Source organism: Rhodococcus sp. PvR099 (assembly GCF_017833315.1).
Lineage (GTDB): Bacteria > Actinomycetota > Actinomycetes > Mycobacteriales > Mycobacteriaceae > Rhodococcus_G > Rhodococcus_G oryzae.
Map to the genome: position 1 here is coordinate 2491390 of NZ_JAFIBV010000001.1, position 15426 is coordinate 2506815.

15 protein-coding genes are annotated in these 15426 nt (G+C 67.7%); 7 read left to right on the plus strand and 8 right to left on the minus strand.

The features are described from left to right. Positions 1-11: 11 nt before the first annotated feature. Positions 12-785 carry a histidine utilization repressor gene (gene hutC, locus JOE46_RS11300; protein ID WP_097212594.1) on the minus strand — a complete coding sequence of 258 codons (774 nt, stop codon included), beginning with the start codon at positions 783-785 and terminating at the stop codon, positions 12-14. 175 nt (positions 786-960) lie between these two features. Here hutC and hutU point away from each other — a divergent pair, with 175 nt between their 5' ends. Genes hutU through hutG form a run of 3 tightly spaced genes read left to right on the plus strand, consistent with a single transcriptional unit; the run spans position 961 to position 4789 of the window. Beyond that, positions 961-2631 carry a urocanate hydratase gene (gene hutU, locus JOE46_RS11305; RefSeq protein ID WP_097212595.1) on the plus strand — a complete coding sequence of 557 codons (1671 nt, stop codon included), beginning with the start codon at positions 961-963 and terminating at the stop codon, positions 2629-2631. Between the two features lie 2 nt (positions 2632-2633). Further along, positions 2634-3830, plus strand: a complete 1197-nt coding sequence (gene hutI, locus JOE46_RS11310) for an imidazolonepropionase (protein WP_097212596.1) — start codon at positions 2634-2636, stop codon at positions 3828-3830. Continuing rightward, a complete protein-coding gene (gene hutG, locus JOE46_RS11315) occupies positions 3827-4789 on the plus strand; it encodes a formimidoylglutamase (protein ID WP_097212597.1) in 963 nt (320 codons plus the stop codon). Before hutI ends, hutG begins: the two co-directional genes overlap by 4 nt. A 96-nt stretch (positions 4790-4885) precedes the next feature. On the opposite strand, the gene JOE46_RS11320 is transcribed toward hutG, so the two are convergent. From JOE46_RS11320 to JOE46_RS11330, 3 genes are read right to left on the minus strand one after another with little or no spacing between them, the layout of a single operon-like run. Further along, positions 4886-5455 (minus strand): HutD family protein, encoded by a 570-nt coding sequence (locus JOE46_RS11320; protein WP_097212598.1) that lies wholly within the window; start codon positions 5453-5455, stop codon positions 4886-4888. A 14-nt stretch (positions 5456-5469) separates the two neighbouring features. Then, a complete protein-coding gene (gene hutH / locus JOE46_RS11325) occupies positions 5470-7056 on the minus strand; it encodes a histidine ammonia-lyase (RefSeq protein ID WP_097212599.1) in 1587 nt (528 codons plus the stop codon). Between the two features lie 49 nt (positions 7057-7105). Further along, on the minus strand, positions 7106-8500 hold the full coding sequence (locus JOE46_RS11330; RefSeq protein ID WP_097212600.1) for an amino acid permease: 1395 nt from the start codon (positions 8498-8500) through the stop codon (positions 7106-7108). Between the two features lie 336 nt (positions 8501-8836). On the opposite strand from JOE46_RS11330, the gene JOE46_RS11335 reads away from it, so the two are divergent. Then, positions 8837-10213 carry an HNH endonuclease signature motif containing protein gene (locus JOE46_RS11335; RefSeq protein ID WP_209927230.1) on the plus strand — a complete coding sequence of 459 codons (1377 nt, stop codon included), beginning with the start codon at positions 8837-8839 and terminating at the stop codon, positions 10211-10213. Positions 10214-10291: 78 nt separating this feature from the next. Here JOE46_RS11335 and JOE46_RS11340 read toward each other — a convergent pair whose 3' ends face one another. Then, the gene (locus JOE46_RS11340) at positions 10292-11113 is read right to left on the minus strand and encodes a thioesterase family protein (RefSeq protein ID WP_097212394.1); all 822 of its coding nucleotides are present in this window, start codon (positions 11111-11113) and stop codon (positions 10292-10294) included. Between the two features lie 158 nt (positions 11114-11271). Here JOE46_RS11340 and JOE46_RS11345 point away from each other — a divergent pair, with 158 nt between their 5' ends. Both JOE46_RS11345 and JOE46_RS11350 read left to right on the plus strand, forming a co-directional pair. Then, positions 11272-11901 (plus strand): TetR/AcrR family transcriptional regulator, encoded by a 630-nt coding sequence (locus tag JOE46_RS11345; protein ID WP_097212393.1) that lies wholly within the window; start codon positions 11272-11274, stop codon positions 11899-11901. Positions 11902-11944: 43 nt separating this feature from the next. Beyond that, on the plus strand, positions 11945-12922 hold the full coding sequence (locus JOE46_RS11350) for a pseudouridine synthase (protein ID WP_209927232.1): 978 nt from the start codon (positions 11945-11947) through the stop codon (positions 12920-12922). Positions 12923-12930: 8 nt separating this feature from the next. Here JOE46_RS11350 and JOE46_RS11355 read toward each other — a convergent pair whose 3' ends face one another. After that, on the minus strand, positions 12931-13863 hold the full coding sequence (locus JOE46_RS11355; protein ID WP_097212391.1) for an arabinofuranosidase: 933 nt from the start codon (positions 13861-13863) through the stop codon (positions 12931-12933). Between the two features lie 174 nt (positions 13864-14037). Here JOE46_RS11355 and JOE46_RS11360 point away from each other — a divergent pair, with 174 nt between their 5' ends. Beyond that, entirely contained in the window at positions 14038-14490 is a 453-nt protein-coding gene (locus tag JOE46_RS11360) for a hypothetical protein (protein WP_097212390.1), read from the plus strand. On the opposite strand, the gene JOE46_RS11365 is transcribed toward JOE46_RS11360, so the two are convergent. Both JOE46_RS11365 and JOE46_RS11370 read right to left on the minus strand, forming a co-directional pair. Beyond that, positions 14487-14714, minus strand: a complete 228-nt coding sequence (locus tag JOE46_RS11365) for a transposase (RefSeq protein ID WP_179800595.1) — start codon at positions 14712-14714, stop codon at positions 14487-14489. The genes JOE46_RS11360 and JOE46_RS11365 overlap by 4 nt on opposite strands. 209 nt (positions 14715-14923) lie before the next feature. Further along, entirely contained in the window at positions 14924-15379 is a 456-nt protein-coding gene (locus JOE46_RS11370) for a DUF6326 family protein (RefSeq protein ID WP_099459053.1), read from the minus strand. Between the last annotated feature and the right edge of the window lie 47 nt (positions 15380-15426).

Genomic DNA, 15426 nt, shown 5'->3' on the forward strand with positions numbered 1-15426 from the left:
CCGCTCCGGGTTCACTGCGTCTCGAAGGTGCCCTCGAGCCGGTAGCGGGAGCCGGGGTGCACGAGTCGCGCGGTACTCACCAACCGCCCCTCGGACCAGGTGCGCCGGTGAATGAGCAGGCACGGCTCGGCCTCGTCGATCCCCAGGAGCCGGCACTCCTCCGCGGTCGCGAGCACCGACTCGACCACGTGCTCACCACGGCCGAGCGGCGCGACCGACATCAGGTAGTTGTTGGGTGTCTGAGCGGTGAAGTCCTGATCGAGATACTCGGGTGCGATCTCCGGGCTGACGTGGCGGTCCTCGACCTGGATTGCCAGGTCGTCCTCGAAATGCACCAACCGCGAATGGAACACCGGGCTCCCGTCCGGCACCCCCAACTGGTGCGCGACGATCGCTTCGGCAGGCTCGGCGCGGAGCAGGTCCACCTCGCTGCGATGCCGGTGTCCCCTGTGCGTCACCTCGTCGGCGATGTTGCGCACCTCGAAAAGCGCTGAGCTGACCTTTCTTTCGGCGACGAAGGTGCCGACGCCCATGAGTCGCACGACAAGCCCGTCGGCGCTCAGTTCGCGCAACGCCCGGTTGACGGTCATTCGAGACAACCCGAGCGAGTTGACGAGTTGATTCTCCGACGGCAGCTGGTCTCCCTCAGGCCAACGGCCCGACACGATCTGCTCCGCGATGAGATTCTTGACCCGTTGATATGCGGGCGCGGATTCGTGCCCGCGGGCCCTGTAGAGCGACGCCACGTCCGACTCGTCGATCGCCACCCTCGCCACCGTCCACATCCCGCCCGTTCGAGGGCATCTCGTTTCCGCCCAGTCTATCGGCCCGCTGCTCGCCGCCGGATCGGACTCGCCAACGGAAACGTGTCTCGTATCCGAGAATCATCGAAGGAGGCACTGTTCCGCGTAGCGCCGAGGATGTGTCATGGGGTCACACAACATCGTCAGGAGACCCAGGATGACCAATCACTCCCCCACCGGACCCCGGCCGGTCCGGGCACCGCGCGGCACCGAGCTGACCTGCCTCGGCTGGCAGCAGGAGGGCGCCCTGCGCATGCTCATGAACAACCTCGACCCGGAGGTCGCGGAGCGTCCCGACGACCTGGTCGTCTACGGCGGCACCGGCAAGGCCGCGCGCAACTGGGAGGCCTATGACGCCCTCGTCCGCACGCTGCAGACACTGAAGTCCGACGAGACGATGCTCGTGCAGTCCGGCAAGCCCGTCGGGGTCTTCCGCACCAACGAGTGGGCTCCGCGAGTCCTGCTCGCCAACTCCAACCTGGTCGGCGACTGGGCGAACTGGGAGCAGTTCCGCAAGCTCGAGGCCGAGGGCCTGATGATGTACGGCCAGATGACGGCCGGCTCCTGGATCTACATCGGCAGCCAGGGCATCCTGCAGGGCACCTACGAGACCTTCGGCGCGGTGGCGCGCAAGAGGTTCGGGGGGACCCTCGCCGGGACCATCACCCTGACCGCAGGTGTGGGCGGCATGGGCGGAGCGCAGCCGCTCGCGGTCACCATGAACGACGGCGTCGCCATCTGCGTCGACGTCGACCCGACCCGCATCGACCGCCGGATCGCGCACGGCTACCTCGACACCAAGGCCGAGAGCATCGACGCCGCCCTCGCGCTGGCCGTCGAGATGCGCGATGCCCGCAAGCCGCTGTCCATCGGCTTGGTCGGCAACGCCGCCGAGGTCTTCCCGGCCCTGCTCGCGATGGGCGCCCCGATCGACATCGTCACCGACCAGACTTCCGCCCACGATCCGTTGTCCTACCTGCCGGTCGGAATCGCGCTCGAGGACTGGCAGAAGATGGCCGAGAAGGACGCCGAACACTTCACCGCCGAGGCCCAGAAGTCGATGGCCGCACATGTCGAGGCGATGGTCGGATTCATGGACGCGGGCGCCGAGGTCTTCGACTACGGCAACTCGATCCGCGACGAGGCCCGAAAGGGCGGCTACGACCGGGCATTCGAGTTCCCCGGGTTCGTTCCCGCCTACATCCGTCCGCTCTTCGAGGAGGGCCTCGGCCCGTTCCGGTGGGCGGCCCTCTCCGGCGACCCCAAGGACATCGAGGCCACCGACCGCGCGATTCTCGAGCTCTTCCCCGAGAACGAGCACCTCAAGCGCTGGATCACCATGGCGGGCGAGAAGGTTCATTTCGAGGGCCTGCCCGCCCGCATCTGCTGGCTCGGGTACGGCGACCGCCACAAGGCCGGTGTGAAGTTCAACGAGATGGTGGCCTCCGGGGAACTCTCCGCGCCGCTCGCCATCGGCCGCGACCATCTCGACTCCGGATCGGTCGCCTCGCCGTACCGGGAGACCGAGGCCATGGCCGACGGTTCCGACGCCGTTGCCGACTGGCCGCTGCTGAATGCCCTCGTCAACACCGCTTCCGGCGCGTCCTGGGTGTCCATCCACCACGGCGGCGGCGTCGGGATGGGCCGGTCCATCCACGCCGGTCAGGTGTGCATCGCAGACGGCACCGAGATGGCCGCGCAGAAGCTGGAGCGGGTGCTCACCAACGACCCCGGCATGGGTGTCATCCGGCACGCCGACGCAGGATACGAGCACGCGACCCAGGTCGCGGCCGAGCGCGGCGTTCGCATCCCGATGCAGGAGGCGTAAACGTGTACGACGCACCCGGGCAGGACGGCCGGTGGACCGTCATCGACAACATCGGCACCCTGGTCACCAATGACCCCGAGTCCGGTGCAGGCCCGCTCGGCCTGATCCACGACGCCGCGGTGGTCCTCGGGGACGGGCTCGTCCAGTGGGTGGGCCCCCGTTCCCGGATCCCGGAGGGCAGTGCCGGATCCCGGTACGACCTCCGGGGCCGGGCCGCCCTGCCCGGGTTCGTCGACAGTCACGCCCATCTCGTCTTCGGCGGCGAACGTGCCGAGGAGTTCGAGGCGCGGATGACGGGCGCCCCGTACGGAGCGGGCGGCATCCGCACCACCATCGCCGCCACGAGGGCCGCCTCGGACGCCGAACTGGGCGCGAACGTGGCGCGGCTCGTCGCCGAGTCGCTGCACTCGGGCACCACCACGATCGAGACGAAATCCGGCTACGGGCAGTCGGTTCCCGATGAGTTGCGCAGCCTCGAGGTCGCCTCCGCACACACCACGGAGCGGACCCTGCTCGCCGCGCATGTCACACCGCCGGAGTTCGCGGGTCGCAGCGACGACTACGTGCGGATGGTTGTCGACGAGATGATCCCCAAGTGTGCGCCGCACGCGAAGTGGATCGATGTGTTCTGCGAGGAGGGCGCGTTCGACGCCGACCAGTCGCGGGCCGTACTCGAGGCCGGCATCGCCGCCGGGCTCACCCCGCGGGTGCACGGCAATCAGCTCAGCTACGGCGCAGGCGTTCAGTTGGCGGTCGAGCTGAAGGCCGCGTCCGTCGACCACGTCACCTATACCACCGACGCCGATGTCGAGGCGCTCGCGGCCGGTGGCACCGTCGCCACGCTCCTGCCAGGAGCCGACTTCTCCACGCGCAACAAGTACCCCGACGCTCGGGCCCTTCTCGATGCCGGCGTCACCGTTGCGCTTGCCGCGGACTGCAATCCCGGAACCTGCTACACCACCAGTATTCCCTTCTGCATCGCGCTGGCGGTGCGGGAGATGCACATGAGCCCGGCCGAGGCTGTGTGGGCCGCGACGGCCGGCGGTGCCGCGGCGTTGCAGCGCACCGACATCGGGCACATCCGGGTCGGCGCGCGAGCCGATCTGATCGCACTGGACGCCCCGTCCCATCTGCACCTGGCCTACCGGCCCGGGGTGGCGCTGGTGCGCGAGATCTGGAAGGACGGATACCGACGATGACCACCGTGGACCTTGCCCCCACAGCCTGGTCGGGACGCGACGACGGACCCGGCGCCGAACACCTGCGTTGGCACGGCGCCGTCGCAGCGTTCGAGGACCGAACCGATTCCGGTGCAGGCGTTCTCATCGGGTTCCGCAGCGACGAGGGGGTGCGCCGCAACAAGGGCCGCCGGGGCGCCGCCGACGGCCCGGCGGCGCTGCGCCGGGCGCTCGCGTCGATGTCGCTCGCCACCCCGGTGCGGTTGTTCGACGCCGGTGACGTCGAGGTCGTCGGCGAGGATCTCGAAGGCGGCCAGGACAGGCTCGGCTCGGCCGTCACCGGCCTGCTCGACGCCGGGAGCCTCGTCACCGTCCTCGGCGGCGGGCACGAGGTGGCCTACGGCAGTTATCTCGGAATCGCGAATTCGGCGGCCGTCGCATCAGGCGCACGCCTGGGCGTGCTCAACCTCGACGCACATTTCGACCTGCGGAGCGACCCGCGGCCGAGCTCCGGAACTCCTTTCCGGCAGATGGCCGACCGCGAAACCGCGCTGGGCCGAGCCCTCGACTACGCGGTGCTCGGCATCGCGCAACCCAGCAACACCGCGGCGCTCTTCGCGACGGCGACCGAACTGGGCGTGCGGCACCTTCTCGACGACGACTGCACGGCGGCGAACCTGCCTGCCGTGGAGGCGTTCGTCGAGGACTTCCTCGACGCGGTCGACGTCCTGTACCTGACGATCGATCTCGACGTGCTGCCCGCCGCGGTCGCCCCGGGGGTCAGCGCCCCGGCCGCGTTCGGTGTTCCGCTCGAGGTGATCCAGCGGGTGTGTGATCTGGTGGCACGGAGCGGCAAGCTGCGGCTGCTCGATGTCGCGGAGCTGAATCCCGCTCTCGACGTGGACAACCGCACAGCGCGGACCGCGGCGCGACTGATCCACCGGATCGTCACCACCGCGCTGGCCACTCGGCTGCACTGAGCCCGACCCCTCATACGTCCTCGGCTCGACGCGAGCGCCTGCCGCCGCGTCGAGCCGAGGATTTCCAGGTTTCGGGCCCGTCTGCCCGGCTCGAAACTACTGCGCCTCAGAGGGCGATATCGAAATGATCGCGCATCTTCCCTGACTCACCGACGGCATCGGTTCGCCGGGCGGCACGATCAGGGCCGCTTCGGTCACGAGATCGAGACAGATCCGGACCGAACCGGGATCGGGGATCTCGGCGGAACCGATGTCCACCGACATGTCGACCTCTCCCCGCCTCCCCATCACGTTGAGGGCCCGGGTACGGGACGATGCCCGCGATGCCGGCGCCCACTCGCCAGGAAAAGCCAAGGTGTGCAACGGCTCGACGACGTGGCGCACCACGGTGACCGCATCGGCCGAGCCCGGTAGGTCGACGAAGGGCGGCCCCGTGAGTTCGAGGGATACCGAGCCGAGAGGGGTGATCAATCGGTCGAACCCCTCGATGACCGAGAACCTCGACTCGAGTGGTTCCTCGGCGATGCTCACCCGCCACTGGCCGGTCGATGCAACCACCTGGGTGGTGCCTTGGCCGTTCTGCCAAGGCACCACCCTGCGGTCGACCGCCACGGTACGGAACGACGTTGTCCCGTAACCGGTTTCACCGGGCGTCCGATTCCTCATTCGAGCGGAGCGGGTCAGCTGAGCTTGCCGACCACGGACTCGGCGCTGTCGAGCAACGCCCCGGAGGCTGCCAGCTGGACCGCGGCCTCGATCTCCGGCGCCAGGTAGCGGTCCGTGCCCGGCCCCTGAACCTGCTCACGGATCGTGTCTCGCACGGCAGCGGTCGCAGGCGACGGCTCGAGCGGAGCCCGCAGATCCAGACCGCGTGCGGCGGTGAGCGCCTCGATCGCGAGCACCCGGGTGAGCCCGTCGACGGCCCGACGCAGCTTGCGAGCACCCGACCAGCCCATCGACACATGGTCCTCCTGCATGGCAGAGGAAGGGATCGAGTCGACGCTCGCGGGCGCCGCGAGCCGCTTGAGCTCGGAGACGATCGCGGCCTGGGTGTACTGCGCGATCATGTGCCCGCTGTCCACCCCAGGGTCGTCGGCCAGGAACGGCGGCAGCCCGTGGCTGCGCGCCTTGTCGAGGAAACGGTCGGTGCGGCGCTCACTCATGCTGGCCAGGTCGGCGATGACGATCGCGAGGAAGTCCAGCACGTAGGCGACCGGCGCCCCGTGGAAGTTGCCGTTGGACTCGACCCGGCCGTCGAGGGTCACCACCGGGTTGTCGACGGCGCTCGCCAGCTCGTACGAGGCCACCCGCTCGGCGTGCGCGAGGGTGTCGCGCGCGCCGCCCGCGACCTGAGGAGCGCACCGCAGCGAGTAGGCGTCCTGCACGACCGTGCAGTCGGGGGTGGCGTGGCTGGCTACGATTCCCGAGCCCGCGAGCACCCGGGTCATGTTCGAGGCAGCCATGGCCTGACCGGGGTGCGGGCGCAGGGCCTGCAGGTCCGCCGCGAACACCTTGTCCGTGCCGAGCAGCCCCTCGACGCTCATCGCCGCGGTGACATCAGCCAGGGAGAACAGCTTGCGCAGGTCATGGCAGGCCAGGACCAGCATGCCCAGCATGCCGTCGGTGCCGTTGATGAGGGCAAGGCCCTCCTTCTCCTTGAGCTCGACCGGCTCGATTCCGGCTGCGGCCAGCGCCTCGGCGGCCGGCATCAGCTCGCCGTCGGCGTCCCGCACGGTGCCCTCGCCGATCACTGCCAGCGCCACGTGCGCGAGCGGCGCCAGGTCGCCCGAGCAGCCGAGGCTGCCGTACTCGTGGACGACAGGGGTGACGCCCGCGGACAGCAGGGCCGCGTATACCTGAGCAACCTCGGGGCGGACGCCGGTCCGGCCGGTCGCGAGGGTGGACAGGCGCAGGAGCATCAGGGCGCGGATCACCTCGCGCTCCACCTCCGGACCGGATCCTGCGGCATGCGAGCGGATGAGGCTGCGCTGCAGCTGTGCCCGCAACTCCAACGGGATGTGCCGGGTGGCGAGCGCACCGAACCCGGTCGACACGCCGTACACCGGCTTCGGGTCCTCGGCGAGTGCCTGGATGCGGGTGCGGCTGGCCCCGATCGCCTCGAGCGCCTCCTCGGACAACCGCACCGGCGCACCGAACCGGGCGACGCGCACCAACTCATCCGGCGTCACGGCGCCGACTCCGACCACGACGGGTGCACTGTTGTCGATTGCGCGCTCTTCTGCGCGCGGGAGGGTGTTCGTGCTCATGGTTGTTCTCCGTTTCTAATGAGCGGTAGCGAAAATTCTTCGGGTTGGGTCAGGACGGCTGGTCGGCGAGTTCGGGCTCGGCAGGTAGCCGCTCGGGCCGCACCCACCGGAGGAAGGCGAGGGCGAGCAGCGCCAGCCAGACCGCGCCGACGATCAGCGCGACGCGGGTGTCGGCGTCGAAGGCGAGCACCGCGATCACGAACACCAGGAAGCCGATCGCGATCAGCTGCCCGTACGGCCAGAACGGCACCGGGAACTTCAGTGCGGCCACCTCGGCCGGATCCATCCGCTGCCGCGAGCGGTAGTGCGAGAGCAGGATCATCAGCCAGACGAAGATCGTCGCGAAGGTCGCGATCGACGCGATGACCAGGAACACCTTGTCCGGGATGAGGTAGTTGAGGAGCGCTCCGAAGAGCAGCGTGATGGTCATGATGACCACCGTCATCCAGGGCACCCCGTTGCGGGAGACCTTCCCCATCGACGCGGGGGCCTGACCACGCTGGGCCATCCCGAACATCATCCGTCCGGCGCCGAAGATGTCGCTGTTGATCGCGGAGAGCGCCGCCGTGATCACCACGATGTTCAGCACGGTCGCGGCGGGGCCGATGCCGAGGCCCTGGAAGATCTGCACGAAGGGGCTGCCCTCGGATCCGATCGACTGCCACGGGTTGATCGCCATGATCACGGCAAGCGTGAGCACGTAGAACAGAATGATGCGCACCGGGACGGTGTTGATCGCGCGGGGAATGGTGCGCTCCGGGTCCTCCGCCTCCCCCGCGGTGATACCGATGATCTCGGTGCCTCCGAAGGCGAACATGACGATCGCGAAGCAGCTGACGAACCCACCGAACCCGGTGGCGAAGAAGCCGCCGTCGGTCCACAGATTGCTCACGCCCGTCCCGGTGTCGTGGATCCCGAACCCGAAGATCAGGATCGCGATTCCGCCGGCGATCATCGCTACGATCGCGACGATCTTGACGAGGGTGAACCAGAACTCCACCTCGCCGAAGACCTTCACGCTCAGCAGGTTGATCGCGCCGATGAAGAAGATGATGGAGAGCACCCAGATCCACCGAGGTACGTCGGGGAACCAGAACCCCATGTAGACGCCGAAGGCCGTCACGTCGGCGAGGCACACCACGATCATCTCGAAGGTGTACGTCCAGCCGGTCATGAACCCGGCCAGCGGCCCGAGGTGCTTGCTCGCGTACTCGCCGAACGAGCCCGAAACGGGATTGCTCACCGCCATCTCGCCGAGCGCGCGAAGCACGATGTAGATCGCCGCCCCACCGATGAGGTAGGCGAGCAGTACGGACGGGCCCGCCCGGTTTATCGCTTCCGCCGATCCGTAGAACAGCCCGGTCCCGATCGCCGAACCCAGCGCGATGAACCTGATGTGGCGTGCTGTCAGACCTCGGGTCAGCGCCGCGGCGGTGTCTTTCACAATCGATCTCCCTGGACTGTGCTGGTGGATCCGGCCAGGCCGGCCCCTCGCACTGTGCGGCGAGTCACACCATCGCGATATGTATAGTCCTGTATATACAGCTGCGTCAAGGCTTCGCCGCCGCCCGTTTTTCCCGCCGCCCCTGACGGCCGCAGGCGACTGAGAGGTCAAGGCCGCGGACGGGCGGCCCGAAATGGGCCGCCAACCCGGGGCTTAAACATTTGCGGCGGAGCTCCACAACGTCACCGTCGGCCACCACGCAACCCTCACCCTCCACGTGCAGCGCCAGATCAGATTTCCCTTGTGGTCGAACATACATTCGAATAGACTTCGAACATGGATCTCGACGAGATGCTCATCGCGCCACCGGATGTGGTCGCGTGGCAGCTCGCGGATGCCGAAATCCTGAAGTTGGTTCCCGAGTTGTCGTTGCGGATGCGTCAGCTCGAGGCACTGCGGGTGCGTCTGATGCATCAGGTCGATCAGCGGTGCGTGGCCGAAAAGGTCGGCGCCTCATCGCCGGGCAACTGGCTCGCCGGGGCGACCACCATGACCCCCGGCCAGGCCAACAGGATCGTCCGACTCGGCCGGGGACTGGCCGAGCATCCGGAGGTCGCCGCCGCATTCGACGCCGGAGAAACCGACTACGACCAGGTCCGGGTGATCGTCGAACTCCTGAACAAGGTGCCCGAGCCCGACGCCCCGGCCCGCTCCGACGACAATGCCGCGACCGACGGCGACGGTGACGCCGAGAATGTGTTCGACATCATCGGAACCGACGCCACCCGAACACAAGCCTGCGCCCGCTACCTCCTCTACGCCGCCCGCACCGAAGACTCCACCACCCTCGCCCGCCGCGCGAAGGCGCTCGATCAGATCCTCAACGGGGACAAGAAGAGAGCCGATTCGGAGAACGCCGAACTCAACGAGTTCTACGCCTCACCCGGGCTCGGCGGCCGCGTCCACCTCAAGGGACACCTCGACGCCGCCTCCGGCGAAGCCCTCCTCACCGCACTCTCCGCCCTGTCCAAACCACGCCCCGGGGCCGACAACCGCGACGGACAAACCAGCAAAGACCAACGCACCCCCGCCCAACGCCGCGCAGACGCCCTCACCCACATCGTCCGCAGCTTTCTCGACTCCGGGCAGGCACCCAGCGAAGGCGGCGAACGACCCCACATCAACGTCTTCGTCGACGCCGACGACCTCGCCGCCACCACCGACAACCACGATCACCACAGCCACCACCACCACCGCGGTCGTCGCCGCGGACCGGCCTGGATGCCGTGGTTGGGGCCCATCTCACTCGACCTCGCCGCCCAGATCTCCTGCGACGCCGACATCACCCCCATCACCATGGACGCCGACGGCAATCCACTCGACGTCGGACGCACCACCCGTCTCATCCCCCGCAAGCTTCGCCGCGCCCTCAATGCTCGGGACTGCGGCTGCGCCTTCCCCGGCTGCGGACGACCCGCCGCCTGGACCGAAGGCCACCACATCCAGCACTGGTCCAACGGCGGCCCCACCAACCTGTCAAACCTGGTACTGCTCTGCCGCTTCCACCACACCACCATCCACCGCGGCGACTGGACCGTGACCATCAGCAAAACCGACGGCCACCCCTGGTTCACCCCACCCACCTGGATCGACCCCCGACGACAACCCATGCCGGCACACAACCGGCGCAACCAACTCACCTTCGCCGCCTAAAAGGCGAAACCACAGGGCACCGCCCGACCACCCGAATACGGGACGAGTCGGAGCGGTGCCCTATGTCAGTCTCGCGGTCTATGCGGTCTGAACCGCGAGTTCTGGCTGCGGACGGACGGTGAGGATCTGTTGCGCACAGCCGACGGGTCCGCGGACATCGTGCAGGACCGTGCTCGTCAGCCCCTGCCCAGTCGGGCCGAACGTGACCGTGGTGTCGAGCCCGGTCCACCTCCCCTCCGGCTGGCGGTACAGATGGATGGTCAGGTCCAGGTTCGGGAACATCCACTCGGCGGGGTCCCGCCGCACTCCGATGCCGTTCGCGGTGTCGACCAGGGCGAGGAAGGAGGCCAGGTCACCGGCCTGCTCCCCGACCACCAGGTCCACCGACGTCGATGCCCAGACCGTCGCGCGTCCCGCACTCGGTGCACCGACCTGCCGGGTGTCGAGCGAAGCGATATACCCGCCGGGCCACACCGAATCCATCGGCCACAGTGTGGCCGACTCTGGGCTCGGCAGGGTGTCGGGTTCTCCGCCGGCGACGAGCGCGGTGTCGAGATCGGCCAGATACCAGGCCCGGGCTGTGACCACGGCACGGCCCGCGATGACCACGGTTGCCTGGACCAGTTCGATGGTCCGGCCGGGCCGGACGGTCTCGACGTGAACGTCGAACTCCTCCAACGCGATTCGTCCGAGGATGTCGAAGCCGATGCGACTCATCGGCAGCGCGGGGCGACCTTCGCGTAGCCGCATCCTCTCGATCTCGTGGACCACCAATCCGGCCAGCGGACTGAAATGCTGCTCGTCGGCCGCCCACGCGCCGCTCGCATGCGGAGTCGGGACGAACCGATTCTCCGAGACCCGCTCGAAGTAGCCGGCCCCGTGTCCTGTCGCCTCGGTCATCGGACGCACCTTTCACCATTTCTCGACCCTTGGGTCGAACTTTATCCCATCTGGTCGAATTACCGCCTCAATGGTTGATCCTGTTCATTCGGTTGAACCCGATTACCTGCCATTTCGCGGTAGATCGTCCCGACCCAGACTCCCGATATGATCGGGCGATGACTTCGACCGTGGAAGGGGAACCCGCCGCCCAAGCGGGGCGCGCCACCCGCCGTCGCGATCGTCGCAAGGCCGAGATGATCTCCGCGGCGCTCGAGATCCTGTCCAGCAGCGGCTACCAGGGCATGCGATTCGAGGACGTCGCCGAGCGCACCGATATCGCGAAAGCGACTCTGTACCACTACTTCCCGAGCAAGGATGCGCTCGTCGCCGAGGCTCTGGAGAAGCTCACCACCGACGTTCTGACCAGCCTTGGCGGGGCGCTCGAAGCCGCCACGGACCTGTCCGCGACCGACCAGTTGCGCGCCCTGATCGCCGAGCAGTTGCACATCCTCACCGTGCGCTACCCCGAGGTCGGCAAGGTGTTCTCGTTCCCCGCACCGTGGCCGCCGGTCCACAGCGAGGCGATCAAATCGATGCGCATGCGCCACGACCAGCTCTTCCGCAGGGTCGTCGATCTCGGCGTCGCAACCGGTGAGTTCGACTGCCCCGATCCGTCGGTCGCCCTGCACTGCCTGCACGGCATTCTCAACCACGCCTCGATCTGGCTCCGCCCGGACGCCGACCCCGACGGTCAGACCCGCGCCGCCGTCGTCGACGAGGCGATGCGTCTGTTCGCGCGCGCCTGACCTCGCGAAACCCCGCGGCACGTCCGCGCCAGTAGTCGGTGGGATGATGATGCTCGTGCCGATGCCCTCACCGCTGCCCGTCAAGAACGGGGTCGGACCGACGCGGCTGCGCGTCCCGACGTCCGGGCCGTGGGCGACGATCGCCGAGTATGTCATCGCGAGGTTCGACCACCTGGACGCGGACGGACTGTACCGGCGGCTCGACGCCGGCGAGATCGTGGGCACCGACGGCAGTCCGATCGGTCGCGGCACGGCGCTGGGCGCGTACCCGTTCGTCTGGTACTACCGCGATCTGCCGGTGGAGGACCCGGTTCCGTTCCACGAGGAGATCCTGCACGTCGACGACGACCTCGTCGTGATCGACAAGCCGCACTTCCTCCCGACCACCCCGAGCGGGCGGTACCTGCGCGAGTCCGCGCTCGTCCGATTGCGGGTCCGCCTCGACAACCCGGACCTGACGCCGATCCATCGACTCGACCGCGGGACCGCAGGCCTGGTGATGTTCTCGGCCCGCCCCGCGACGCGAGGCGCCTACCAGTCGTTGTTCGAGAAGCGGCTGGTCACGAAGGTCTACGAGGCGGTGTCGGCACGACCGAACGGCTGGGACCCGGACGCACCGACGCTCGCCGGGCGCGTCGTTCCCGTCGTCTACCGCAACCACATCGAGGCGCGGCGGGGCGAGTTGCGGGCCGTCGTCGACGACTCACGCGAGCCCAACGCCGAGACGGCGGTCGAGATGCGCAGCACCGGCGTGAGCGCCTCCGGACGTGCCGTGCTGCACACGGTCCTGCGTCCGCACACCGGGCGGATGCACCAGTTGCGGATCCACCTGGCGGCGCTCGGCGTCGGGATCCTGGGCGACCGCTTGTACCCCGACCTGCAGCCCGAGGCGCCGGACGACCATTCCCTCCCACTCCAATTGCTCGCGCGGGAACTGGAATTCACCGATCCGCTGTCGGGGATGCCGCGACGGTTCGTCACCCGCCGGACCTTGAGCGAGGCGCCCGTGTCGGGGCGCTGAGCATGCGGTTACGCAGGCTCTCTCATCACGCCGACATGGCGCACCGTCCCGGAAAGGCCTGGAAGCTCTTGCGCGGGCGACCAGGTGTTCAGCCCATCCGTGCTGTCGGAATAGAGGTACTTTCCCTCGGTGTAGGCGTCGAGATATATCCGCCAGGCGTTGTTCGGCAACTGAACCAGGGCTGGGCCCTCCAGCATCGAGCCCCAATTTCCGGCCGGGACGAACGAATAGGGTCCCGTCACCGACGGCGCGACCGCATGCTCGATGACCTTCTTCGTCTCGTTCTTGGTGAAGGCGTGATACATCGATCCCACCTTGACCACGGTGGTATCGATGTGGTCCGCGCCGATGCCGTCGAGCGGAACGGGCAGGCCCCAGATTCGGAGCGACGGATCCAGCGCGGTCATCAGATACGGCACGAATCCGCCGCCGGTCGACATCGACAGGATGACGCTGACGCGCTCGCCGTCCACGAACCATTCGGGTGCCCAGGCCTTGGTGGTGAACGGCGACAGCGACGGTCCGTCGCTGAACCCGGCCGACCCCGAGGAGCCCGGCGGGCTCGCCGAGCCCGTTCCGTCCCCCGTGCCCGGCAGGAACGCGCAGCAGAGCGGGACCGGCCAGGCCCCCAGGAACGTCCAGTTGATGCGGTCACTGCTGCGCGCGAAGCCGATGTTCGCACCGTCGACTGTCGTGTAAGTGAGGTAGTAGAGCCCGTCCGTGTGCCGGAAGATGCTCGGGTCGCGCACCACCCCTGACGGCGGCCGATACGCCGACAGTCGTAGGGGCTGGAAGTGAGTGGCGTCCCCCGACTCGTAGACATCCAGGTCGTGGTCGCTGATGTTACTGAACGTCACCATCGTGTATCGCCAGTCCGGCGGTGCGGCGCCACTGCTCCCAGGGAGCGCGACCAGCAACCCCGCGACAGCGAGCATCACCATCGATATGGCGGAAAAGCCGTTTCGTTTGGTCGGCATCACCTGTGCAGCATCTCTGACAGCAGGCTCACAATGCGTAGCTTTGGCCGCAGGCGCTGCGGATCGTTACCGATGGCGATGTGGTCGGATGCGCCCGCTTCTCGGAGAGGCTGGCGTCTCGATCCCTATGATGCGGGCATGTTCGAGTTCGTACTCTGGGGCTCCACTGGACTCATCGTGGCTGGGCTCCTCGCATTCTGGTGGCGTCAAGATGTCCGAGAACGCAAGGAGGCCGAGCTCTTCAAGCGGTGGGCCAACGCGACCGTGTGGAACAGCGATCCATCGGCGAAGATCGTGGTGATATCTCGGACGGTCGAGAATGTCGCCTCGCTCAGCGACGGCGTCGTGGAGATCGAAGCGATCTTGACCTCAGACTCGCCAGTAGTCGCGGAAGCGGGATGGTATCTCCTCATCACGGGTTGGACGGATGCTCGAGACCGTGCGAAACCAGGCGAACCCATCGCGTTCGGGCCCGCTGAGATCCTCGACTCGTTCCCGCCCCACACGCCAGAGCTCGTAGATCGACTGAGGGGGCGAGGGGATCGACCACCTCGCCTCGCGAGTCGACTGCTCGGGCTCAGGGGACTCTAGGGCGTGTCTCCTACTGCGTTGAGCCAGAGCATGATGGCTCGGAGGACGGCTCCGCCGCGGTATGTGAGGGCGAGATTGTCGTAGCGGGTGGCGAGCCCGCGCCATTGCTTGGTCTCGTTGAAACCGCGCTCGATGACGTTGCGACCCTTGTAGTCCTCGGCGTCGTAGGTGACGGGGCGACCGCCTCGGTAGCCGCGCCGCGTGCGGCGCCCATCTGTACCCACTAATCGGCCCTCACAGCACCTGGACCGCTTCCAAGACTTTGATGCCGTTGCGTTTGCCGGTAGGTGCCTTGGAAGGCCCCTACGCGACGTCCCAGTGGTAGTTGGTGTCCCACCGCCAGGAGGCCCACACCGCGGCACCCGAGGCAGATGGCTCCGAACAGGACTGGGACTGCTCTTGGGTTCACGCTTGCTGTTGGGCGCGAACGGTTTCACGGTCCGGGCTGGTCGCCATGGTCGCCGACGGTGCGGGGCCAGGTCCAGGCGTACCGCACGATGAGGGCGAGAAGGATCAATTCCAGAACGATGCCGAGGCCGTAGAAGTACAGCCAGGACGCGCCCACCGCGTTGAATGCCGTGACGGGGACGTAGAGCGAGGCCACGATGAGGTTCGTGATGCGGTTCGCCCGGGCGGGCAGCGTCATCGACAGCACGACCATGAGGATCGGGATGGCCATGAGGGTCAGCGCCGTGGTCGAAAAGGTCTGGGAGAGGTCGAACTCGAAGACCTTGCCGTCGAGGATGTCTTCGATGACGCCGGGCGTGAAGAAGTTGAGAATGTCCACGTAGGCGTATAGGAACATGAAGCTTGTCCACGTTGCGGCGAGCTTGGCTCTCACCGGGATCCGCTGGTCTTCCAGTGTGGCGGTGGGTTGACCTGTTCTCATCATGGGCTCCGTTGTTGTGGTGAGGATCGGTAGGTCTACGATCGCTG